General features: G+C 67.6%; 16 protein-coding genes. 7 read left to right on the top strand and 9 right to left on the bottom strand.

Going from position 1 to position 20,494, the window contains the following annotated elements:
• Window positions 1-8 precede the first annotated feature (8 nt).
• Window positions 9-1,490, bottom strand: coding sequence for a TIGR02996 domain-containing protein (locus tag G4D83_RS09520; protein ID WP_163864388.1), 1,482 nt, complete (start codon window positions 1,488-1,490; stop codon window positions 9-11).
• 313 nt (window positions 1,491-1,803) lie between these two features.
• Between G4D83_RS09520 and G4D83_RS09515 the strand changes: the two genes are divergently transcribed.
• The 3 genes from G4D83_RS09515 to G4D83_RS09505 all read left to right on the top strand — a co-directional run bounded on the left by G4D83_RS09515 (window position 1,804) and on the right by G4D83_RS09505 (window position 4,839).
• Entirely contained in the window at window positions 1,804-3,294 is a 1,491-nt protein-coding gene (locus tag G4D83_RS09515; protein ID WP_163864387.1) for a DNA-3-methyladenine glycosylase 2 family protein, read from the top strand.
• Window positions 3,294-3,803 carry a methylated-DNA--[protein]-cysteine S-methyltransferase gene (locus tag G4D83_RS09510; RefSeq protein ID WP_163864386.1) on the top strand — a complete coding sequence of 170 codons (510 nt, stop codon included), beginning with the start codon at window positions 3,294-3,296 and terminating at the stop codon, window positions 3,801-3,803. The genes G4D83_RS09515 and G4D83_RS09510 overlap by 1 nt, the downstream gene beginning before the upstream one ends.
• A 64-nt stretch (window positions 3,804-3,867) precedes the next feature.
• Window positions 3,868-4,839, top strand: coding sequence for an NAD(P)-dependent alcohol dehydrogenase (locus tag G4D83_RS09505; protein ID WP_163864385.1), 972 nt, complete (start codon window positions 3,868-3,870; stop codon window positions 4,837-4,839).
• A gap of 75 nt (window positions 4,840-4,914) precedes the next feature.
• Here the strand turns inward: G4D83_RS09505 and G4D83_RS09500 are convergent, their stop codons facing one another.
• From G4D83_RS09500 to G4D83_RS09475, 6 genes are read right to left on the bottom strand one after another with little or no spacing between them, the layout of a single operon-like run.
• Complete coding sequence (locus G4D83_RS09500; RefSeq protein ID WP_163864384.1) at window positions 4,915-5,532, bottom strand: iron-containing redox enzyme family protein; 618 nt, start codon at window positions 5,530-5,532, stop codon at window positions 4,915-4,917.
• 2 nt (window positions 5,533-5,534) lie between these two features.
• Entirely contained in the window at window positions 5,535-6,764 is a 1,230-nt protein-coding gene (locus G4D83_RS09495) for a CapA family protein (protein WP_163864383.1), read from the bottom strand.
• The gene (locus G4D83_RS09490; RefSeq protein WP_163864382.1) at window positions 6,761-7,741 is read right to left on the bottom strand and encodes a fatty acid desaturase family protein; all 981 of its coding nucleotides are present in this window, start codon (window positions 7,739-7,741) and stop codon (window positions 6,761-6,763) included. The genes G4D83_RS09495 and G4D83_RS09490 overlap by 4 nt, the downstream gene beginning before the upstream one ends.
• 7 nt (window positions 7,742-7,748) lie before the next feature.
• Window positions 7,749-8,360 (bottom strand): methyltransferase family protein, encoded by a 612-nt coding sequence (locus tag G4D83_RS09485; RefSeq protein ID WP_163864381.1) that lies wholly within the window; start codon window positions 8,358-8,360, stop codon window positions 7,749-7,751.
• Window positions 8,357-9,631 (bottom strand): condensation domain-containing protein, encoded by a 1,275-nt coding sequence (locus G4D83_RS09480; RefSeq protein ID WP_163864380.1) that lies wholly within the window; start codon window positions 9,629-9,631, stop codon window positions 8,357-8,359. The genes G4D83_RS09485 and G4D83_RS09480 overlap by 4 nt, the downstream gene beginning before the upstream one ends.
• On the bottom strand, window positions 9,613-10,662 hold the full coding sequence (locus G4D83_RS09475) for a hypothetical protein (protein ID WP_163864379.1): 1,050 nt from the start codon (window positions 10,660-10,662) through the stop codon (window positions 9,613-9,615). The genes G4D83_RS09480 and G4D83_RS09475 overlap by 19 nt, the downstream gene beginning before the upstream one ends.
• 710 nt (window positions 10,663-11,372) lie before the next feature.
• Between G4D83_RS09475 and G4D83_RS09470 the strand changes: the two genes are divergently transcribed.
• From G4D83_RS09470 to G4D83_RS09460, 3 genes are all read left to right on the top strand, one after another.
• Window positions 11,373-13,265 (top strand): UvrD-helicase domain-containing protein, encoded by a 1,893-nt coding sequence (locus G4D83_RS09470; RefSeq protein ID WP_163864378.1) that lies wholly within the window; start codon window positions 11,373-11,375, stop codon window positions 13,263-13,265.
• Between the two features lie 977 nt (window positions 13,266-14,242).
• The gene (locus tag G4D83_RS09465; protein ID WP_163864377.1) at window positions 14,243-15,520 is read left to right on the top strand and encodes a fibronectin type III domain-containing protein; all 1,278 of its coding nucleotides are present in this window, start codon (window positions 14,243-14,245) and stop codon (window positions 15,518-15,520) included.
• A gap of 52 nt (window positions 15,521-15,572) precedes the next feature.
• Complete coding sequence (locus tag G4D83_RS09460) at window positions 15,573-15,989, top strand: hypothetical protein (protein WP_163864376.1); 417 nt, start codon at window positions 15,573-15,575, stop codon at window positions 15,987-15,989.
• Between the two features lie 273 nt (window positions 15,990-16,262).
• On the opposite strand, the gene G4D83_RS09455 is transcribed toward G4D83_RS09460, so the two are convergent.
• Together G4D83_RS09455 and G4D83_RS09450 are read right to left on the bottom strand one after the other, a co-directional pair.
• Window positions 16,263-17,756, bottom strand: coding sequence for a hypothetical protein (locus G4D83_RS09455; RefSeq protein ID WP_163864375.1), 1,494 nt, complete (start codon window positions 17,754-17,756; stop codon window positions 16,263-16,265).
• 403 nt (window positions 17,757-18,159) lie between these two features.
• Window positions 18,160-19,917, bottom strand: coding sequence for a VPA1262 family N-terminal domain-containing protein (locus G4D83_RS09450; protein WP_240356276.1), 1,758 nt, complete (start codon window positions 19,915-19,917; stop codon window positions 18,160-18,162).
• 295 nt (window positions 19,918-20,212) lie between these two features.
• Here G4D83_RS09450 and G4D83_RS09445 point away from each other — a divergent pair.
• A partial coding sequence (locus tag G4D83_RS09445; protein ID WP_240356233.1) for a DUF6444 domain-containing protein occupies window positions 20,213-20,494 on the top strand: 282 nt, incomplete at its 3' end.

Here is a 20,494-nt window from a genome sequence, read left to right as displayed (position 1 = left end):
TCGCCATTCTACAGCAAGGCGGACACGCTCACCCATTCGACGTGGGAGAAGCCAGACGTGGCCCACCGCAGGTCATTGATGCTCGCGGCGTCGACCGCGGGATGACAGCGCACCCGCAGGCCCCGAGTCCCAAAACCCTCCGCCGCGGAAAGGAGCCTCGCGAACGACTCGACAGCCCGGGCGCTCACCAGCATCGCCTCGATGGGCACCTCGTCGCCCGGGCGAACCGTGAGCGTCCAGACGCCCGGAAGGGTGACATCGAAGCGCTCCAGCTTCGTCGCCAGCGTGGAGCTCGCGCACAGACTCACGTCCGACGCGTGCCCGGCGCGCACCTCCAGCCACGACAGGTTCGGCCACAGGGCCAGCCTGTCGAACACATCCCCCAGCGCGGGCGTGCCGACCGCTTCGATCGCGACAGACCCCCACAGCTCCAGCCGACTGACGGAAGGCGGCTGCCCCATCAACCGGGCCCAGTACAGCTCCACCCGTCGCATCCGCGTCACGCCCCGAAGATGCGGATGCGCGAGCCACTGCGCATGAACCACCGACCAGGCTACCGCCGCCCAGTCGATCTCCCGCACCGTGCTCCAGGCCGGTCCCGGCTCGGGGAGAATCAGGGAGGCCGCCTCCCTCGCCATCCGCACCGCCACGGGAAAGCCCCGCTCGAAGCGGGTCGCCCCACTATCGATGTGGTCACCTAGCGGCATCTCCCAGCTCCGGAGGTGCGTCGCGAGCAACGCGTCGATGCGCTTCTCGTCCGGAATGGGAGAGCACTGGAGCGCGATGAACTCGCCCAGGGGGTCGCCCGTCTCCAGCAACTGGTCCGCCATCACCAGCCGCACGTCGTCGTCCTCGGGGTTGGCATAGACACGGGGCAACCACTGCTCCCGGATGCTGACGTTTCGCGACTCCTTATCCGCGCGAACACGCATGGCCTCCCACAGCGCCGCGAGCAGCTCCCGCGCCTTCGCGTCGAGTTCCCGCGGCACCCAGTCACGCCCCAGGCTGATGACGAAAGACAGCCGCGCGGCCGAGGCCCAAGACTCCGGCCTCATCCGCTCATACAGTCCATCGAGGGGCTCGACGTCGAAGGGCGGCCCCACGTGCCGGAGCGCCGCGCACAGCCTCGACACCCGCTGAGGCTCCTCCGCCGAGGGGAGGCTCGCGATGGCGAGCAACCCGGGGATGAACCGGGGGTCGGGCAGGCAGTCGAGCAGGGCATCGAGCTGCGCCTCCACCTCGCGCGGCTGCCCCTGCGCCCCCAGCCCGCGAGCCAGGTCCCGCGCCGCGTGACGAGCCTGCGCGTACTCCCCCTCCCGCCCCGCATGCGTCGAGTCGAGTCGCGCCTCGAACTGCTGGGCGAACAAGACCAGCTCGCTCGCGCGACACTCGCGCCACGCATCCATCACCGCGCCGAAGGCCTCTTCCTCCTCCTTCCGCTCGAAGGACTCCGCCGCGCGCTCCAAGTAGCTGTGCAGGGCCTCGTTCACGTCGCCAGCGTATACCGCCTGACGATTTCCAGCCTCCGCACAGGCAGCGACACGCCCGCCAACGCGAGCGCCCAATCCACCTCCGCCGAGCATCCGCGTCACGCCGCCCAGATGCGGATGGGTGAGCCACTCGAGGAATCCCGCGGCACCCTTCTGCCCCTCCCTCTCAACAGCGCCCCCGTCCCTCTGATGCGCGCGCTGAAGTGACCGGTTGAGCGGCGTCGGCTGAACAAAATCGCTGAACGAACCGGACATTCATGACGATGTCCGAATCCGGCGAGTCCGCCTCCCGGCGCGGTGCTAGCCTGCACTTATGTCGACGCTTGCCAACGCCACTGCGATCCCTGACGCGCACACCTGTGAGCAGGCGCGACTCACCCGCGACCCACGTTTCGACGGGCTGTTTTTTACCGCGGTCACCAGCACCAAAATCTATTGCCGCCCCGTCTGTCCGGCGCCGACGGCCAAGCGCTTCACGTATTACGCCAGCGCAGCCGCCGCGGAAGCCGGCGGCTACCGGCCTTGCCTGCGATGTCGCCCGGAACTGTCACCCGGCGACGGCGCATGGCGTCGTGGTGATGCGCTGTTGGCGCGCGCTTTGAAACTGATCGAACAAGGCGTTCTCGACGAACAGCCACTGTCGGCGCTCGCCGAACGCGTCGACATCGGCGAACGCCAATTGCGTCGGCTGTTCGTCGAACGCCTCGGCGTGTCGCCAACGGGGGTGCATGGCACGCGGCGCTTGTTGTTCGCCAAACAGTTGCTGACGGAAACGGCGATGCCGATCACCGAAGTCGCGCTTGCGGCCGGTTTCGGCAGCCTGCGCCGCTTCAACGCCGCCTTCCTCCAAGCCTATCGGATGGCTCCGCGCGACCTGCGCAAGCAACGAGTCGAAGTTCCCGGCGAGACCTTGACGCTGCGCCTGGTTTATCGCCCACCCTACGACTTCGTCGCGATGCTCGATTTCCTGCGCGGGCGCGCGCTGCCCGGTGTCGAAGTGGTGGATGCCACGAGTTACTCGCGAGTGATCGGCTCGAGCGATGCGCCGGGCTGGCTGCGTGTTTCGCAATGGCCCGCATCGCATCGCCTGGCGGACGACCATGCCCTGCGGCTCGAACTGCACGGCGCGCGCCCTTCGCAGATGCTGGAGATCGTCCATCGGCTGCGACGCATGTTCGATCTCGACGCGGATCCGCGGACCATCATCGAAGCGCTCGGCGCCGATGCGCGGCTGCGTCCGTTGCTGAAGCAGCGCGCGGGACTGCGCGTTCCCAGCGGCTGGGACGGATTCGAGATCGCGGTGCGCGCGATCATCGGCCAACAGATCAGCGTCGCCGGCGCACGCACACTGGCGACGCGACTTTCGCATCACTTCGGTCAGCCACTGCCCACACCCCTCGCGCCTGGACTCGACCACATCTTCCCCACGCCCGATGCCCTGGCCGACGCCGACCTGGGTGCGATCGGCCTGACACGCGCGCGTGCGCAGACCGTACGGACCATGGCGCGCGCGCTTCTGGATGGCCACGTCGACTTCAAGCCGGAGCGCACGCTGGACGATTTCACGGCGCGATGGGTCGCGTTGCCCGGCATCGGCCCGTGGACCGCCCACTACATCGCGCTGCGCGCACTGGGCCATCCCGATGCATTCCCCGCCGACGACCTGGTGCTGCAGCGCGCGGTACCCAATGATGGTTCGCGCATGAGCGCGAAGGCGCTGACCGCGCGGGCGGAAGCCTGGCGTCCCTGGCGCGCCTATGCGGTGATTCATCTGTGGAAGGATTCGATGGAGGTGACCGCGTAATGCAAAGCAAACTGTTCTATCGCCACATCGAAAGCCCGGTCGGGGCGTTGCTGATTGCCGGCAATGACGCGGGCCTGCGGACTATCGAGTTCCATGCACCGCGCCACCCGATGCGTCGTAGCGAGGATTGGCATGAAGGCGACCACGCGGTACTGCGGGACACCCAGAAGCAACTGGACGAATACTTCGCGGGCAAACGCCGGGGCTTCGAACTGCCTCTGGCGCCACTGGGGACGCAGTTCCAGCGCCAGGTGTGGTCGGAACTCGCCAACATTCCATTTGGCGGCACGATCAGCTACGCCGAACTCGCGCTGCGCGTGGACAGACCCACGGCGACGCGCGCAGTGGGCGCGGCGAATGGGCGCAATCCGATTCCCATCGTGCTGCCTTGTCATCGCGTGATCGGCGCAAACGGCAGCCTCACCGGTTTCGGCGGCGGCTTGCCGACCAAGCAGTTCCTGCTGCGGTTGGAAGGAGCGATGCCGCGCCAGGTGGATCTGTTCACGTGATAGGCAGAACAAGTTCCTCGCTTTCCCGGGCCTCGTGCCCCCTGCCGCTGGAGCCGTCCCTTTGATGCGCGCCATCACCTTCTACGAGTACGGCTCACCCCAGGTCCTGAAGCACGAGGAGCGCCCCGTCCCTACACCGGGCGCAGGCCAGGTCCTCGTGCGCGTGCGGGCCTGCGCGCTCAACGCGGCCGACTGGCACCTCCTGCGCGCCGACCCCTTCCTCGCGAGGCTCGCGGTCGGACTCTTCAAGCCCAGGTACAACGTGCTCGGCTGCGACCTGGCCGGCGTGGTCGAGGCCGTAGGTTCCGGCGTCACGCGCTTCAAGGCCGGAGATGAAGTGATGGGCGAGCTGGGCAGCAGCAACTGGGGCGCCTTCGCGGAGTACGTCTGCGCGCCCGAGGGCGTCCTCGCCTCGAAGCCCGCGAGCCTCGGCTTCGAAGAGGCCGCCGCGGCGCCGCTGGCCGGCGTGACGGCGCTGCAGGGTCTGCGTCGCGAGGGTCGCCTCCAGGCGGGCGAGTCCGTGCTGGTGAATGGCGCCTCGGGAGGCGTGGGGACCTTCGCCGTGCAGCTCGCCAAGGCGCTGGGCGCGAAGGTGACAGCGGTGTGCAGCGCCCGCAACCAGGACCTGGCCCGCTCGCTCGGAGCCGACGAGGTCATCGACTACGCGAAGGAGGACTTCACACGCAACGGCCAGCGCTACGACGTCATCCTCGCGGCCAACGGCTACCACTCGCTGAGCGCCTACGAGCGCGCGCTCGCGCCCGGCGGCCGCTACGTGATGACGGGCGGAGCGGGAAAGCAGATGGCGGCGGCGCTCCTGCTCGGGCCGCTGCGCTCGCTCGGTAGCGGCAAGCGCATGGGCGCCCTGACGATGAAGAGCAACCTGGAGGACCTGGAGTACCTGCGCGACCGCCTGGCCGACGGCTCCGTGCGCTCCGTCATCGACCGCACCTACCCGTTCGAGGAGCTGCCCCAGGCCCTCGCGTACCTCGAGGAGGGACACGCCCGCGGCAAGGTCGCCATCCACGTATCCTGAGGAGGTCCCTGCCTCCCATGACGGCGCCTCGTCTACGAGGAGCGCCGCGTCCTCTCCGTACGCCGAGGCGCCCGCTCAGGGCCGCGCCTCACCGGCCAGCGCCGCGCGGTGGATGGCCACCCAGAAGTCGGCGGCCCGCCGGGCCCCTTCGAGCAGCGGCTCCGGGTGCCCGGCCCCCAGCGCCGCGCAGAGCGCCTGGGCCCGCGCGCCGTGCTCCAGGTCCACGTCGAGGTGGACGAGGATGAAGCGCGCCTTCGTCCGCTCCAGCCCGAGCCGCCCCAGCCCCTGGCGGGCCTCGCCTCCCAGGTGCCCCGCCACGCCCTCCAGCACGCGCAGCGCGCCCAGGAAGGCGAGCTGCCGCTCCGGTCCGATTCCCTCCCAGAAGGCGTGGAAGTCGGCCACCTCGCGAGGCGTGTCGGACGAGGGCTCGCGCCCGAAGGCCGCGAGGTCCGCCTGGGCCAGCAGGTAGTGCGACTGCTCGTCCCCCGCCAGCTCCGCGAAGAAGGCCTTCAGCTCGGGGAGCGTGGCGCGCTCGGCCGCGAGCCGCAGCCGGTCTCCGCTGCGCCGCGTGTAGTGGTACATCATGTCGAGGAACGCCACGTAGCGCTCTGGCGTCACCGTCGGCAGCCAGCTCGCGACCTGCCGCGCCATCCCGACGGTGAGCGCCTCCAACTGCTCCTCAATCGACGACATCCTCAGTCCCTCCGTTCCGAAAGCAGCGCGCCCAACGTCCGCCGGGCATGCGCGAGGTGCGGCTCCGCCCGCTTGCGGGGCAGCTCGTCCAGGCGCACCACGCCCGCGTCGAGGAACCCCTCCCCACCGAGTCCCCGTCCACAGGCGGTGGGCACCGCGCGCAAATCCACCGGCTGGAGCACGCCCCGCGCGTCCCGGGCGAGCGCGAGCTTCAGCACGGCCCCCGTCTGGCACGCCAGCGTGGGCATGATGCTCAGGAAGTTGCCCAGCGAGTACGCGATGAGCCCCATCCGCGCGGGCCCGCCCCGGCGCACCTGCGTGGGGCAGGTGGCGTCCGCGCCGTCGATGGACACCCACTCCACCGGCTGGAGGACATGCGGCGAGGAGCCCAGGAGGACGTCCGCCCCGCGCTCGATGAGCCGGCAGGCGTGCTCGCGCTGGAGGGCCTCGGGCCAGTACTCGTACTCGAAGCCCCAGTGCGGCATCAGCACCACCAGGTCCGGCCCCACCGCGCGAGCGGCGTCGATGAGCGCGCCCAGCCGCGCCCAGTCCGGCGCGTGGAGGGGGCTGCCCAGCCGCGTCACCGGCACCCCGGCGGGCGGCGCCCCCACCAGGTGGTTGATGTCATACGTCACGGCGGCGATGCCCATCCGCACCCCGTCCACCTCCAGGGCGGCCACCGCGTCCTCCGGCCGTGGGCCTCCCACGCAGCGGTGCTGGGAGGAGGCCAGCACCGTCCCCCGGGTCCGCGCAAGCCCTTCGGCGCCCTGGTCGAGCGCGTGGTTGTTGCAGAGGGAGAAGACGCGGTGGCGCGCCGTGCCCTCCCAGGTCGCGAGGTAGTCCGGCGGGGCGTTGTAGTGGAGCGTCTCGTAGACGAGCCGGGGCACGGGCCGCGACGGGTCCACCGGCGTCTCCAGATTCGCGAAGGCCACCGCGTCCCCCGCAATCACCTCCCGGACGCCGGGAGACAGGGCGCGGTGGAAGCCGCTGCGAATCCACATCATGTCGCCCACGGCGCTCAGCCGGAGCTCCGGCGCGCCCGCGTGCCGCCAGCTCCCCGAGGCGAGGTACCGGGCGACTCGCGCGAAGTGCTCCCCGGTTTCGGCCGAGCGCGGCTCCGGCAGGTGCAGGAGGCTCTTGGTGAGGTAGCGCAGGTTGAGGTCCCACCGGGTCAGCGGCCAGCGGCCGTCCTCGTAGCGGATGTCCGCGTACAGCCGGCGCAGGGCGTTCATGGGCGCTTTCGCTCCAGGGTGACGAGTCGCACGTCCTCCTCCACCACCATGGGGCCGGCCAGGAGGGCCCGCCACATGACGTGGAGGTAGCTGTCGAAGACGGGGGCCCCGCGCGCGAGCAGCTCGGGGCGCAGGCGCGCGTGCAGCCGCGCGAGGTTGTAGCCGGGCACCCGCGGGTAGAGGTGGTGGTCCAGGTGGTGGTTGAGGCCGTTCCACAGGAAGGTGACGAGCCGGGTGCTTCGCACCGTCGTCGCGGTGTGGAAGCGGTCGCCGCGCCAGACGTTGGCGTGGTGGTCGGAGATGGACTTGAGCCCGTTGAGGGGGCTGGCGAAGAGCACCGGCAGCAGCCAGCACTCCACCGCGCCCCCGAGGAGCCCGTGGACCGCCAGGAGCCAGAAGAGCAGCGCGTAGAAGGCCCCGTAGCCCATCAGCACCAGCGCATGGCGGCGCAGGCGGGCGGCGTCGAAGTGCTGCACCGGGTAGAGGACGTTGAAGTAGACGAGGCTGAGCGGCAGGCCCAGCAGCACGGTGGCGTAGAAGAGTGCCCACAGCCCGGGCGAGCGGCGGCCCGCGTTGTAGGCGTCAGGGTCCTTCTCGGTGCGGTTCCAGCGGTGGTGCGCGCGGTGGTCGTGCCGCATCGGCTCGTAGGCGATGCCCACGAGCAGGCTGAGCCCGTTGCCGAAGAGGCGGTTCTGCCAGGGCCTCGGGAAGAGGGTGTCGTGCCACGCGTCGTGGTCGAGCTGGATGAGCCCCATGACGCCCTGGGCCCCCAGCAGCCACAGGGGCAGCTTCAGCCAGAAGCCGCTGACGTGCGCGAGCCCCACGCCGGCCAGCCCCCACACGCCCAGGTGGAGGGCCGCCATGCCCAGGGCCCGCGCGGGGCGGATGCGCAAGAGCTCCACCAACTCGTCGCGGGAGGGGCCCGGCCCGGCGGGGGCAGCGGGTGAAGCGCGGACGGGGGCGAGGGTGGGCTGCATGGGGCCTTTAGAGGTAGCGGGGGACGCGCTGGCGGTAGCGCGCGTAGGCCTCGCCGAGGCGGGCGGAGAGGTAGCGCTCCTCGTGGAGCACCAACCCGTGGAACAGCCCCCCCAGCACCGCGCACGCCCCGAGCGTCACCAGCGACGGAGCCCAGAGCGAGGCGCCCACGAGGTACAGGTAGGAGAAGACGTAGATGGGGTTGCGCGAGGAGCGGTGGAGTCCTCGCTCGTGCAGCACGGGCGGGGCCTCCCCCGCGTCCACGCCGATGCGGAACGTCGCGCCCATGCCGTACTGCGCCGCCAGCATGCCCACCAGCCCGAGCACGCCCAGCGCCCAGCCCACCTCCGGCGGAAGGGCCAGCAGGGGCCGGCCCCAGGGCAGCTCGGACCAGCGCGGCCAGAGCGCCGCCGCGACGACCGAGCCCGCCCACACCAGCGAGGCGCCGCTGATGCGCCGCGTGAGGCGCGTGTGGGCGGAGTCGGCCCCGGTGCTCCGGTAGGCCAGCGGGCTGCGGCCGAAGCGCAGGCGGTAGACGAGGCTTGCGCCCAGGTGCCCCAGCAGCAGGTGCAGCGAGATGAAGCCCAGGTAGAGCGCGGGCGCGTCGCGAAGCCCCTTCATGATCCGACCACCTCCGCCGGAAGTCCGAAGCCCGAGGACGCCCAGCCCGCGAGCTGCTCGGTGAAGTCGCGCAGCTCGCCTCGGGTCCACAGTCCCTCGAACGTCGCCGTGTTGATGTTGAGCGTGTCGCCAAAGCCCAGGCCCGTCGCGCCCCAGGTGGGCGTGTGGCTGCGCAGGGAGTGGATGCGGAAGGGCGCGTCCACGAAGTGCTTGTCGAGCCGCCCCAGGTAGGTCGCCACCAGCGTGTTGGTGCGGGGCTCGGCCACCAGCCCGGGGCGCGCGTTGCGCCGCAGCACGGGCCCCGGAGCGAGCCGCGCCACCGCCATGCACTCCAGCGCCGTCGTCCAGTGCACGCCCTCGTCGAGCACGCGCCGCAGCGCCTCGCGCACCAGCGCCGCCAGGGCGGGCGCGTCCTCCAGCCGGGCGCGGACCTCCCGCAGGGGAAACTCCAGCGGCACCGTCGAGCAGCCGTTGCCCAGCATCCGCCCCAGGCCCAGCATGCGCCGCAGGTCCACCGGCACCCGCAGGCGGATGAGCCCGTCCTTCGTGGGCTCGCGCAGCGCGACGCCCGCCAGCAGCGCGGCGAAGAAGACCTCCGAGGCCTGGACGTCCGTGCGGCCAGGCGGGAGTGTCAGGCGCGCCGTCGCCATCAACGAGCGGCCCGCGGTGTCTCCACTGCGGCGCAGGCCCAGGCCCCGCTGCGCGAGGAGCCGGCGGCGGGGGCTCGCGAGGCCCAGCACCCGGCCCGGCCCGCGCAGCGCCGCGAGCAGCACCTTGCCATCCGTCAGCGTCGAGGGGCCCAGCGGGGGCGACTCCGACGCGCGCCCCGCGCAGTGAAGCCAGAGCCGCTCCAGCAGGTGGGCGAGCGCCTTGGCGTCCCCAATCGCGTGGTGGAGCTGGATGGCGAGCAGCCACGGGCCCGGCGCGCCATCCGCCAGGGGGTGGAGGTGCAGCCGCAGCGGCACGTCCCTCGCGAGGTCCACCCGGGTGTTGATGACCCGCGTCACCGCCTCGGGCTCGTCCAGCGGCTCGGCGCCTTCCAGCAGGGCCGCGTCCACCGCCTCGTCCGTGCGCGGCGCGGGCACCCACGCACCGCGCGCGTCGTCCCAGGCCACGTTGAGGCGCTCGCTCTCGCGCACCAGGGCGCGCAAGGCCCCGCGCAGCCGCGCCACGTCGGGCCGCGCGTCGATGCGCAGCAGCACCGTGGCCCAGATGGTGGCCACCTCGCCGTCCAGCCGCGCGAGGAGCGTGTCTACGAAGTTCGCGCGCATCGTTCCACCCATCCGCTCCACAGGGCCCGGGCCGCCTCGCCGTCCAGCCGCGCCCGCCCCACCGCCTCGCGCGCCCGCTCCGGTGCCGGCAGGTGCTGGAAGACGATGTCGTCGGGCGCGTCCAGGCGCGGGCGGAGGCCCGTCGGCAGGTAGCCGGCCGCGAGGAGCACGGGCGTGGCCTCGGCCACCCGCTGGGGCTCGCCCATGGACAGGTGGACCAGGTCCACGCGCGCCCGCGAGGACGGGAGCGCCGTGGCCCCCTGCCCTTCCCCAGCGGGCCCCACCAGCTCCCGCCGTTCGAGCCGCAGGGACTCGTTCCAGTCGAGCGGGCGCGGCACGAGGCCCCCAGCGCGAGGGCGGCGCGCAAGCGGAGTCAGCTCCACCGTCCCCGGCAGGCCCGAGGCGGCGAGGATGGACGCGAGCCACTCCCCCCACGGCCCCGCGGGCAGGAAGCGCCGACGCGGAGGCAGCGGCGCGAGCACCGTGGTCATCGCCAGCGCCTGCATCGGCAGGCCCGAGGCCTCCACCCCCACCAGCCTCTCCCCCTCGGTGTAGTCGACGATGAGGCCCACCGGCACGGCCCGCATGAAGCGCGACGCGTAGCGCTGCGCCATGAGGTGCAGCGTGGACGTCTGCTGGTGCATGAAGCCCACGTGCGCCTTGAGCAGCGCCAGGAGGTGGCTCCACAGCCGCTGGTGCTCGGAGCGATCCATGGCGGTGCGCCGGCTGGGCAGGGCCAGGGAGAGCCCCGAGTCCAGGGAGTCCCGCCCCGGCTTGCACCACAGCCCCGTGTGCCAGAGGAGCGTGCCCTGGGCGTCGAACTCCCCCAGGCTGAGCAGCGCGCCGGCCCGCCAGAGCCGCGAGGCCCCTCCAGGCTCATGGAGGAAGCGGTAGGAGTAGCTCCCGGCGTAGCGCGCGTGGAGCAGCTCGCGCAGCGCGGGCTCATCGGGCTCCGCCAGCCAGCGGGCGTGCTCGCTGGGCTGGGCGGCGCGAAGGCCGTCAAAAAGGGGGGCGGCGCGTTCCCGGCACATGAAGTGTCAGCAATGCACCAACAGGGCCAGCCGGGAAGCCCCCCGTATTCCGAGGAGATGGGCCCGGCCGCCGCCCCGCGCCCCCACCGAGTGTGCAGCCCACTGCACGGGTGGGGTGCCCGGCTGCACAGGCGGCAAGCGCCTGCCCGGCCGTGCATCCCCGGCGCCATTGATGGGGCCCGGCGTCACGCCTACTGCGTGAGGTGTGGAGGCAGGCTCAAGGGTCTTGGCGCACGTGAAGGAGCTCCCGGGATGCGGGCGATTCTGAAGCACCTGGGCTTGCCCTCGGCATGTGCGAGATTGGCCCCGGCACGAGGGCCACCCCCAAGCCGTGTGGTGTTGAGGCTCAAGACAGCCAACAGGCCCAGGCGCCTGCCACGCACCTGATGCGCGCGCGGCCTGGGCAGGCGTGCGCCCCAAGGGGGCGCGCCCGGCCTGTCCACCGGCCGGGAGCTTCGCTCGGGCGGCCCCGTCAGCGGCCCTCCTTAGCCCCTCTGCATCCTCCCTCCCCTCAACAGCGCCCCTTCCCTCTTATGCGCCAAGAGTTCCGCAGCGCATCCACCAGGGCCGGCCTGGCAGTCGGATTACTCCCATATGGCCAGCCCCGTGCTCAAAACAGGCTGCCTCACTCGCCCCGCACGGCTCAGATGAGGGCGCCTGCGGTGCTACCCTCCTCCCACCCACGTTGGCGGGCGAAACGGGAGTGGCCGATGGCGGTGCTCGGGTACCAGTTGGCGATCGTGGTCACGTTGGTCCTGGTTCGCCTCATCTCACCAAGGCACTTGCAAGGGGCCGCGCTGATCTGGACGGCGCTGACGGTCATCAACCTGTTCTGGCCGCCGCTCATCGCCGTGCAGCTGCTCGTCATCTGGGTCACTTACGGCGGGCTCAAGCGCTCCGACCCTCTACCAGAGGCCCCCAAGGCAGCCGTCCCCATCAATCGCAAGCGCCAAACTATCGACCTCTGTATCGGCGCCGCCGACGTCCACGGTGAGACTCCACAGCGTCTCGCCCAGGGACAGCTCGACAAGAGCCCCGTGAAGGCAGCCCCCATCGCCGCCCCCGTACCTCCTCTGGCTCCTCCGCAAGCTGTAGTGCCAGAGGTGCCTGCGTCCCGGGCGGGCGAACAGCAGCCAGGACAGCCCTCCCTTTCGGAGGCTCAGGCGGGGACACAATGGTCGGTTCAGCAGAAGGCCATCTTCGACTTCTTTGCCACGGGGACGGGCAACGCGGTCGTTCGCGCGAGGGCGGGCACGGGCAAGACCACCACCATCCTGGAGGGCATCACCTACGCACCCGAGAAGAACATCGTGCTTGCAGCGTTCAACAAGCGAATCGCGGACGAGTTGGTGACGAAGCTGAAGAACCCCGCCGCCACGGCGAAGACCCTGCATGCGCTCGGCTTCGCTGCGGTGAAGACGTACTGGAAGGGCACTGCGCTCGATAAGGACCGGGGGTTGACTCTCGCCCGCCGGGCAGCCGGGAACAACAGTCCCGACCCGATGGTCAAGCTCGTCAGGAAGCTCGCTTCGTTCGGCAAGAACGTCGCTCCGTTCGGCTCCATAGCCGACCTGGTCGAGTTGGCGATCCAGTTCGAAGTCGAACCCGACGCGGAATGGAGGGAGCGCGGCTGGGACACCGAGACGGTCGCCCGGTGCACGCACGAAGCCATGCAGCTTGCCACTCAGCGCGACGGCACCGTGGACTTCGACGACATGATTTTCGCCCCCGTGGCGATGAAGATGATCCATCCGAGGTACGACCTCGTGGTGATCGATGAGGCGCAGGACATGAACCTGACCCAGCTCCTGCTTGCCCAGAAACTGGTCCGCAAGGGTGGGCGCACGGTGGTCGTGGGCGATGACCGACAGGCAATCTACGGGTTCCGCGGTGCCGACTCGAAGAGCATTGACCGGCTCAAGCGCGAGTTGAGCGCGGTCGAGTTTTTCCTCACGACGACCTACCGCTGCCCGAAGAAAATAGTGGCCCTCGCCCAGCAGCTTGTGCCTGATTACAAGGCAGCAGACACCGCCCCCGCAGGCATCGTTCGCGACGTGTCGGATTCGAAGCTGGTCGAGGAAGCCACGCCCGGATGCTTCATCCTCAGCCGCAAGAACGCGCCGCTTGTCTCGACGTGCATCAAGCTCCTCAAGCGGGGCAAGAGGGCGAAGGTCGAGGGGAAGGACATCGGGCGCAGCCTCCTGACCATCGTCAAGAAGCTCGGCGGGACGACCATCGAGAGCTTCCTCTCCAAGCTCGCAGCATGGGAAGAGCGCGAGGCGCAGCGCGCTCGCTTGGCGGCGAAGGACCCAGAGCCGGTCATCGAGCGCATCGCAGACCAGGCCGGAATGCTCCTGGCGCTCAGCGAGGACCTCCTCACGACGAAGGAGCTGGAGGCCCGCATCGAGAACCTCTTCGACGATGTCGCCGAAAGCGCCCAGCCTCTCATCATTTGCAGTTCCGTCCACAAGGCCAAGGGGTTGGAGCGCGAGAGGGTGTTTCTCCTCAAGGACACGTTCAGCCGAATCGGGACGGAAGAATGCAATATCGAGTATGTTGCGATTACGCGTGCAAAGCAGGAGCTGATCTGGGTGGTCAACTAGGCTTCGAGCCGTTCACCTGTCCCGATTCCCACCCCGTACCGCCCTCTTTCGCGCCCGTCCGGCACATGGGCGACTGGCGGAACCTCCACGCCCTGTCGTTCCGTTCTCGGTGACGCGGGCCTGCGTCGTCGGGCAGGAGCACTGAGCCCGCCAAGCGAACAGCCTGCTCGGTGGACGTCCGAGCCGCCCTCACCTTCCTGAGGGAAATGGCGATCCGATCGCAGCCAGGAAAGTCTCCAAGTCCGCGAAGGCGGCATCGCTTTCCAGTCTGTATTCCTCGGTGCTCAGCCTCGGATTCGGCAGTACCGCGAGGTAGGAGAACGTTCGACTCCGACCTGTTCGCCTGCGTGAGGTGTGGAAGCAGGCTCAAGGGTCTTGGCGTAAGTGAAGGGCCCCCGGGGGGGGCGGGCTACTCTGGAGTACCTGGGCTTGCCCACGACATGTGCGAGGTTGGCCCCGGCACGAGGGCCACCCCAAGTCTTGTGGTGTTGAGGCTCAAGACAGTCAACAGGCCCAGGCTCCTGCCACTCACCTTCTGCGTCTTGAATGCGTCTGTGTACGGCACTTCAACCGCCTGCACTCGCATGTGCTGCCCATCGTGATGCCTGCGGGGCTCGTGAGCACGCTTCCAGCGAGCAGGTCCCCATCCCGATGCCGCCGAAGCCCGGTCCTCCGAACGCGGACTCGCCGGTGCCCGGGCGCATCAGCTCCGCCCGAGTCGCAAGCCGCGCGAGGCCGGCGGGGTCATTGACAGGTCGAAAGCCACCTCGACAGGCGAAAGCTTCCGAGCCCGGAGCCCCCGAGCAGTATGGGTTCACCGAACAATCGCACTGCCATTGTAAACTACCACCAGCAGCAGGGCCGCCCCGCCCCCCAGGCATTCTATCGGGCAACACATGCGCGGCTTACACTCCCACGCGCCATCCCCTCCTCGGCTCGAATCCCTGACCGGGGCAATCCTGCTTCAGGAGCGTCTCATGAATCGATATCTCAGCATCCTCTGGGCGGCCCTCCTCCTCTCCGGCGCGCTGGGGCCAGGAGTCGCGACGGCCAGCCCGACGTTTCCGTATCCCTGGCCGGACTACTCGGTGGTGCCGGTATTGTTCGTGCCCACCGACTGGAGCGTGAGCAGCGCCGAGGTGCAGGCAGAGGCCACCGCCATCAACAACGCGATGGCCGACATCCAGCGCTTCTATGCGGCCCACAACAACGGGGCGACCTTCGTGCGGAACCCAGTGCAGGTGGTTCAGGCCAACGGCACCAAGGAGGCGTACGGCATCTCGTGGGGTCCGGGGAACATCTACGACGACGGGGTCATCACCATCACGGGCAACATGGAGGGGGCCGTCATGGCGGAGCTGCACTCGCGCGGATTCCCTACCCCTCCGGCGCAGAATGAGAGCGGCTACGTCACGATGATCTTCTTCAAGGGCGCCGGCGGCTTCGCTGGAGGCCGTGGGTATACCGGCGGCAACGGCGGCCAGGCCATCGTCGGCGACTGGGCCATCGACAGCCTCCAGGGCCACGTGGCCGAGGGCGCATACTGGTGGTCCGGCCAGCGCAAGCAGACCGGCGCCGTCGCTCACGAGCTCGGCCACGGCTTCGGACTTCCCCACCCCGATAGCGTGGGCTGGGGGATGGAGACCTCCGTGATGGGCTTCTGGTGGGACTATCCGACCATCGGTCTGAACGACTACGACCGGAACTCCCTCGCCGCGAACAAGAGCGCCTTCTTCACCGTTCCGGCGGCGCCGACCGGTCAGACCGCGACCGCGCTCAATGGCAACAGCATCCGGGTCAACTGGACCGACAAGTCCAGCAATGAAACCGGGTTCCAGATCACCAACGGTGTCACGACCGTAAGCGTAGGCACCAACACCACCACCCACACGTGGACGGGCCTGTCGCCCAACACCTATATGTGCTTCGCCATCCGCGCCTACAGCGCCACGGGTACCTCCGAATGGACGCCGTACGCCCGCACCACCACGCCCGCGGTGCCCGCCATGCCGACGAACCAGACGGCCACCGCCATCAGCAGCTCCAGCATCCGGGTGAACTGGACGGACACCTCTGGCAACGAGACCGAGTTCCAGATGACCAACGGTGTCACCACGCGGAACCTCGGCGCCAACACCACCACGTATACCTGGGGCGGCCTCGCGTCTGGCACGTACATGTGCTTCGCCATCCGCTCCCAGAACGCGGCAGGCGCCTCCGCCTGGACGCCGTACGCCTGTACGACAACACCGTAGCCACGGGCAGAGGGACGGCCGCGCAGAGGCGCGTCACACTGCGCGGCCCCCCATGAAAATCGTTCGCAACATCCTCGCGGTCATCATCGGCTTTGCCGTGGGCTCTGTCGTCAACATGGCGCTCGTGACGCTCGGCCCGCGGGTGATTCCCGCCCCCGCCGGTGTCGTTGCCTCCAACTCCGCAAACCTCGCCGCTTCGATTCACCTGTTCGAGCCAAAGCACTTCGTGTTTCCGTTCCTGGCTCATGCGCTCGGCACGCTCGCCGGAGCACTGGTCGCGTTCCTCATCGCGGGGAGTCGTCGCAGGGTCTTCGCGTTCGCGGTCGGCACGCTCTTCCTGGCCGGCGGCATCGCGGCGAGCTTCATGATTCCCGCACCGACGTGGTTCATCGTGATCGACATCGTGGGGGCCTACCTGCCGATGGCGTGGCTCGCCACGCGGGTGGGGCGCGAATTCCCCCGCGTGTGACTCCGCTCCTTTCCAAGCGTCACGAACACACGTCCTGGGCTTGCCCGCGGCATGTGCGAGGTGGGCCCCGGCACGAGGGCCACCCCAGGCCGTGTGGTGTTGAGGCTCAAGAGGCGCCAACAGGCCCAGGCTCTTGCCACGCACCTGATGGGCGCGCGGCATGGGCAGGCGTGTGCCCCAAGGGGCTCGCGCGGCCTGTCCACCGGCCGGGAGCATCGCTCGGGCGGCCCCGGCTGCGGCCCTCCTCGGCCCCTCTGCACCCTCCCTCCCCTCTCAACTGGGCCCCCTTCCCTCATATGCGCCGCGGATCAACTGGCAGTACGGCCGAATCAAGTTATCTAAATCGCCGTTGCTTTCCATCGCACGAACTACTTCGACTAACTGAAATGTTTGTATTTCGAGCGCCGCCTCAATCACCTCTAGACGTGCGCCGCCCTCAAGCAACGTGCCGACTGCATAGATCTGCATCTTGGACGTCCTCAAACTCGGGCGTTCGACGGCGAGAGCATCGGACAGCATGTCCCCAAGCACAGCGGGTGCAACATCGAGCGCCTCTGTAACAAATCCGTCAGCAAGGGGGCTCACCTGGCGAGCGTCATTCTCGACAAGACTCCGAATATGTCCGCGCAATGCGGGATAAAATGATCGAGAGCCGTCGCGTCCAGGAGAGCGTCGAAGTAACGCTACACCAACGCGAACTAAATGGACACTTGGCAACAGCGCATTCTGACTGGTGAGGTCAAAGCGAGCACGCTCTCGATCTGTCACGAATATAGAACTCCAAGCAGACATCCACTCTTCAAAAGGCTGAGGCAGCGTGTCCAAAACCTTGGCGAGAGCATCATAACAGCATGCTTTTTTCCATTGCCGTGCATGCCAGCATAGACTCTCGTCGTTCGCCAACAGCAGTAAACGGTACTCACTCCAACGCGCCTTCTCATCTCCGCCGAGGATCGCACCAGTTACGAGGGCAACGGCAGACCTCCTATCCTCCACACTCTTCGGAAGACTAATCTGCGCCCCCTCCTTCATCTCACGGGCAGTCGGACTTGGCTGCAACAACTTGGCCATCGCAGAGATGACAAGCCCCACTGATGACCAGCGGTTGTGTGCCGATCCAGGTCGCAATGCTTCTTCCACCAGCCACGACGCGAAGAACAGCATCAGTAGTCTTCCGTCGATCCGCCCTTGCAAGACATTCGCAACCTGCCCGAACCAGCTCGGGAGTTCCTCTTTTTCGAGGCGTGTGAGTTCCGCATAAGGAGCGTGTTCGGAGGTAAGTGTTCTCCACCCACTCTGCTGCACCCGGAGGCGCAATTGATCTGCGTGAGTCACAGCGTTCTCAAGCATGGAGAGCGCGACGGTAGACCCGGTCCACGTGCCGTCCTTGAATACAGGGGCAGAGGAACGAAGGAGCGCGAGAATCGCCTCCCTGTCCTCGAAGATATGGAGGCGTGACCAGAGATCCTCACGGAGTTCCCGGACCGGGAGAGTCTCTGCCGCCGCAGCAAGCTGGCCCCAATCTCGTCGCGCCAACAGCGAGAGCCGGCACCACACACGCTGGTTCAAAACAACTCCCTCGTGATGGCGACCCCAGAGATAGTTCAAAATACCGCGCGCGCGAGCTGCCTTCTCGTCAGCGATCAGGACGTCATCCGGTACCCTGCGGCCTTTTTTGCCGACAAGCTCATCAAGCGTATTCGGGAGGTGCGAGAGTCTGCCCGGGTCAGCGGGCCAGCGCGGCTCTTGGTCAAGAGCATTCAACATGACTTCGATCGCCGACCAACAGTTCGCGCGGAGAAGCACACTCACAACCCGATCGAACCGATCATCACTGTTCGTCTCGCTCCGCAGGGCGGTAGCGGCAGCAGTCCCGAGCATGAATGCGCCTGCATGGTACTCAGGCCCGTCACCGCGTGCGACAAGCGCCGAGCAAGCGAACACCCCGAGTTCCACTTTCTCTCTTAGTAAGGAGCCGCACTTGCGCCGAAGGCACTCCGCCTCAGTGGTAGCGGAATCCTTGTCAGCGCCGGGTCTCGCGATTGCCTCGAGCCACCAATCCTGGAGGATGACTTCGAGGTCGTGTCGTTCTTCGGCGGTGCCGAGTAGACGCGAAGTCTCAACTTGTGCCTGTGTGTCGGCCGTCGTCTCTGTGAACGCAAATCGAGGGTCACGCACGCCATACCTCCCCAATACGGCGCAAACCGTCAGCGATAATTTTCTGGGTCTCTCGAAGTCGCTCCGCGACAGTTCTACGGACTGCACGGACCTGAGGACCAGTCCGACGGAGGCCGCGCTGCGCGACCCACTCCTGCAGCGGAGTGCTCAGCGCCTCCGGTCGGCCCCAGTGGGCATCAAACACATCTTTCGAGAAAGAAAATGAAGGGGCTCCGCCCGGTCCGCGCATCGCCGGTGGTGGGAGGCGCAATATCAGCGTACCTCGACTTCCAAACTCGTTAAGCGACGCGCCGATGACCCAGACAGCGTCATCCACGACAAGGAAACGGTCATGAACTGGCGATTTCGCACCCGCCATGACTTTGATTTCAATTGCGAGTCGCGGGTCCTGCGCTCTAATCGATGCGAGTTCATGCAGGAGAGCGTCGCCATTCTCCATGCTCACTCCAGGGTCTTTCTTCGTGCAGAAATCTGCGGAGGTGAGGATCCGAACGGGCAGGCCGTGCCGAGTGGTTGCGAGCGCAAAGCTTCGCAAGTCACTCTGCCCGAAGTATGGGTCGAGGAAGTCAATCCGCTCATGCGCCATCCCAATGATGTCTCGGATGGCATGCGTTCCTGCCCTCTCATTTTCGTCGAACCACTGAATGGCAAGCTGCGACCACGCCTTTTCCACCTGCTGCTCGGCTTCATCAGCCCTCAGTCGTCCGAGTGTCTCGTTGGATTGTGGCTCGCCAACGCTGATGACTTGCTCGTGTCCAGAGACATCTATCGTGTAGCTTTGCGACGCGGTGCCATCTGCCTTAGGCACGCCATCCACGAGCCGACGCTCGGTCGCGTACCTGATTTCACTTCGAATTGTCTCGAGGAAGATGTATGGACCTGACTGTTCAAGAATCCCCCGTGTCGGAGAGGTGACAGCATGAGTGGCCTGTTCAACGCCCTCAGGGATACGCAGCAGATTTTTGCCTGCACGGAGGACTAAGCGGCGAACTTCAGAACATCCCCACGCGCGGCGATTCCAGAAGGTCAGTTCCAATTCCTCAGAAGCTCTGTTCGGGTAAGGAACGAGGTCGAAAGTAATGCTCTTCCTGTCAGCGCCGATATGGCTGTCGAGCTTGCGGTAGACCGGATTGGGAAGACGAAGGTGGCAAGATCCAAGAAGGACCGACCGCGAGAAAAGATCGATATGCACCTCGGATGACATCCACTCACGCGCCCGCCTGAATTCATCGAGCTCCCAACCAGAGGTGACGTCGACCGGACTAGATGACAGCAAACGATGCCAGCGCGAATTCCCTGGCCGGTGCCCCCAGAATTCGGAGTAGCGCCAGAAGTTCTCTGCCTCCACCACAAAGTGAGGCCAAGGTGGGTCACTCGCAAGCTGTCCAAGCTGAACCGGCTTATCGGTTCCCGGAACGCTCATAGACCCCGCTCTGCATTGACTGTACCAGAGTAGACCGGCTCGGACCTCAAGTACCCAGCGTTGGACGAAGAGTTTTCCTCCACGTTTTCCGAGATCGCAGCGTCGAGGATACCCTCCAGCAGACGGACTGCGGCCAATTAGGGGATTCGCCTCAAGTCCGCCATGGAGCAACTCCACTACTCCAAGCAAATGGGTAAACGGCGGCCTACCGGAAATCGAGTGAGCGACGGTCGTGACTTCAGCGGACACATAGTCCGCTTCGCACTGCGCAATGAATTCTTCCTCCGTTGACGCCCCAGTAGGAAAAATAGTGAGCTCAGAAGGCATATTGGTGTGCAGCAGCAATGGTGGTGGCAGCCACAACGGGCAGACATTAGCGCAACCTCAGGTAGGTTGGAGTCGAGGACCTCCGCTTGGTGATTCCTCGTCCATCGGCGGCGTGGAGTGAGCGGCACCCGCTTCGGCGGCTCCCCCGCACTTCGTGTGGCTCCCCTCGAAGGGGAAAGGTAAGCACGGCGTAAGCGTTCACGGGGTGGTGCACGCCTGAGGGGCCAGTTGGGCTGCGAACGGTGGGCCTCACCCCGCTCGACGTGGACCGAGGACGGATTAGAAATACAGGGACGTGGCCACGCCCGACCCGAGAGATGCGCGAATCGCTGAACTGGAGCGACTGCTGAGTGCGGCGCTCGCGCGAATCGTGGAGCAGGACGTCCGCATCGCGGAGTTGGAGGCGCGGCTGCGAAGCACCTCGCGCAACTCCTCGAAGCCTCCCTCTTCGGACCCGCCCGGTACGCTGCCGAGGAAGTCGGAGCCGACCGGCCGGAAGCCCGGGGGCCAGCCCGGGCACAAGGGCAGCAAGCGCGAGTTGTTGCCACCGGACCGGGTGAGTGAAGTCGTCGCGGTG

This window comes from Myxococcus eversor, from assembly GCF_010894455.1.
Classification (GTDB): domain Bacteria; phylum Myxococcota; class Myxococcia; order Myxococcales; family Myxococcaceae; genus Myxococcus; species Myxococcus eversor.
Note: the sequence above shows the minus strand (reverse complement) of the source record. Positions and strands in the feature narration are given on the sequence as shown.

What these genes read in the sequence shown, in the direction of transcription:
- G4D83_RS09480 (WP_163864380.1), bottom strand. Translation starts at nt 9,631, where the DNA reads ATGCGCGCGAACTTCGTAGACACGCTCCTCGCGCGGCTGGACGGCGAG.
- G4D83_RS09475 (WP_163864379.1), bottom strand. Translation starts at nt 10,662, where the DNA reads ATGTGCCGGGAACGCGCCGCCCCCCTTTTTGACGGCCTTCGCGCCGCC.
- G4D83_RS09490 (WP_163864382.1), bottom strand. Translation starts at nt 7,741, where the DNA reads ATGCAGCCCACCCTCGCCCCCGTCCGCGCTTCACCCGCTGCCCCCGCC.
- G4D83_RS09460 (WP_163864376.1), top strand. Translation starts at nt 15,573, where the DNA reads ATGAAAATCGTTCGCAACATCCTCGCGGTCATCATCGGCTTTGCCGTG.
- G4D83_RS09510 (WP_163864386.1), top strand. Translation starts at nt 3,294, where the DNA reads ATGCAAAGCAAACTGTTCTATCGCCACATCGAAAGCCCGGTCGGGGCG.
- G4D83_RS09505 (WP_163864385.1), top strand. Translation starts at nt 3,868, where the DNA reads ATGCGCGCCATCACCTTCTACGAGTACGGCTCACCCCAGGTCCTGAAG.
- G4D83_RS09470 (WP_163864378.1), top strand. Translation starts at nt 11,373, where the DNA reads ATGGCGGTGCTCGGGTACCAGTTGGCGATCGTGGTCACGTTGGTCCTG.
- G4D83_RS09455 (WP_163864375.1), bottom strand. Translation starts at nt 17,756, where the DNA reads ATGTTGAATGCTCTTGACCAAGAGCCGCGCTGGCCCGCTGACCCGGGC.
- G4D83_RS09465 (WP_163864377.1), top strand. Translation starts at nt 14,243, where the DNA reads ATGAATCGATATCTCAGCATCCTCTGGGCGGCCCTCCTCCTCTCCGGC.
- G4D83_RS09500 (WP_163864384.1), bottom strand. Translation starts at nt 5,532, where the DNA reads ATGTCGTCGATTGAGGAGCAGTTGGAGGCGCTCACCGTCGGGATGGCG.
- G4D83_RS09450 (WP_240356276.1), bottom strand. Translation starts at nt 19,917, where the DNA reads ATGCCTTCTGAGCTCACTATTTTTCCTACTGGGGCGTCAACGGAGGAA.
- G4D83_RS09495 (WP_163864383.1), bottom strand. Translation starts at nt 6,764, where the DNA reads ATGAACGCCCTGCGCCGGCTGTACGCGGACATCCGCTACGAGGACGGC.
- G4D83_RS09515 (WP_163864387.1), top strand. Translation starts at nt 1,804, where the DNA reads ATGTCGACGCTTGCCAACGCCACTGCGATCCCTGACGCGCACACCTGT.
- G4D83_RS09485 (WP_163864381.1), bottom strand. Translation starts at nt 8,360, where the DNA reads ATGAAGGGGCTTCGCGACGCGCCCGCGCTCTACCTGGGCTTCATCTCG.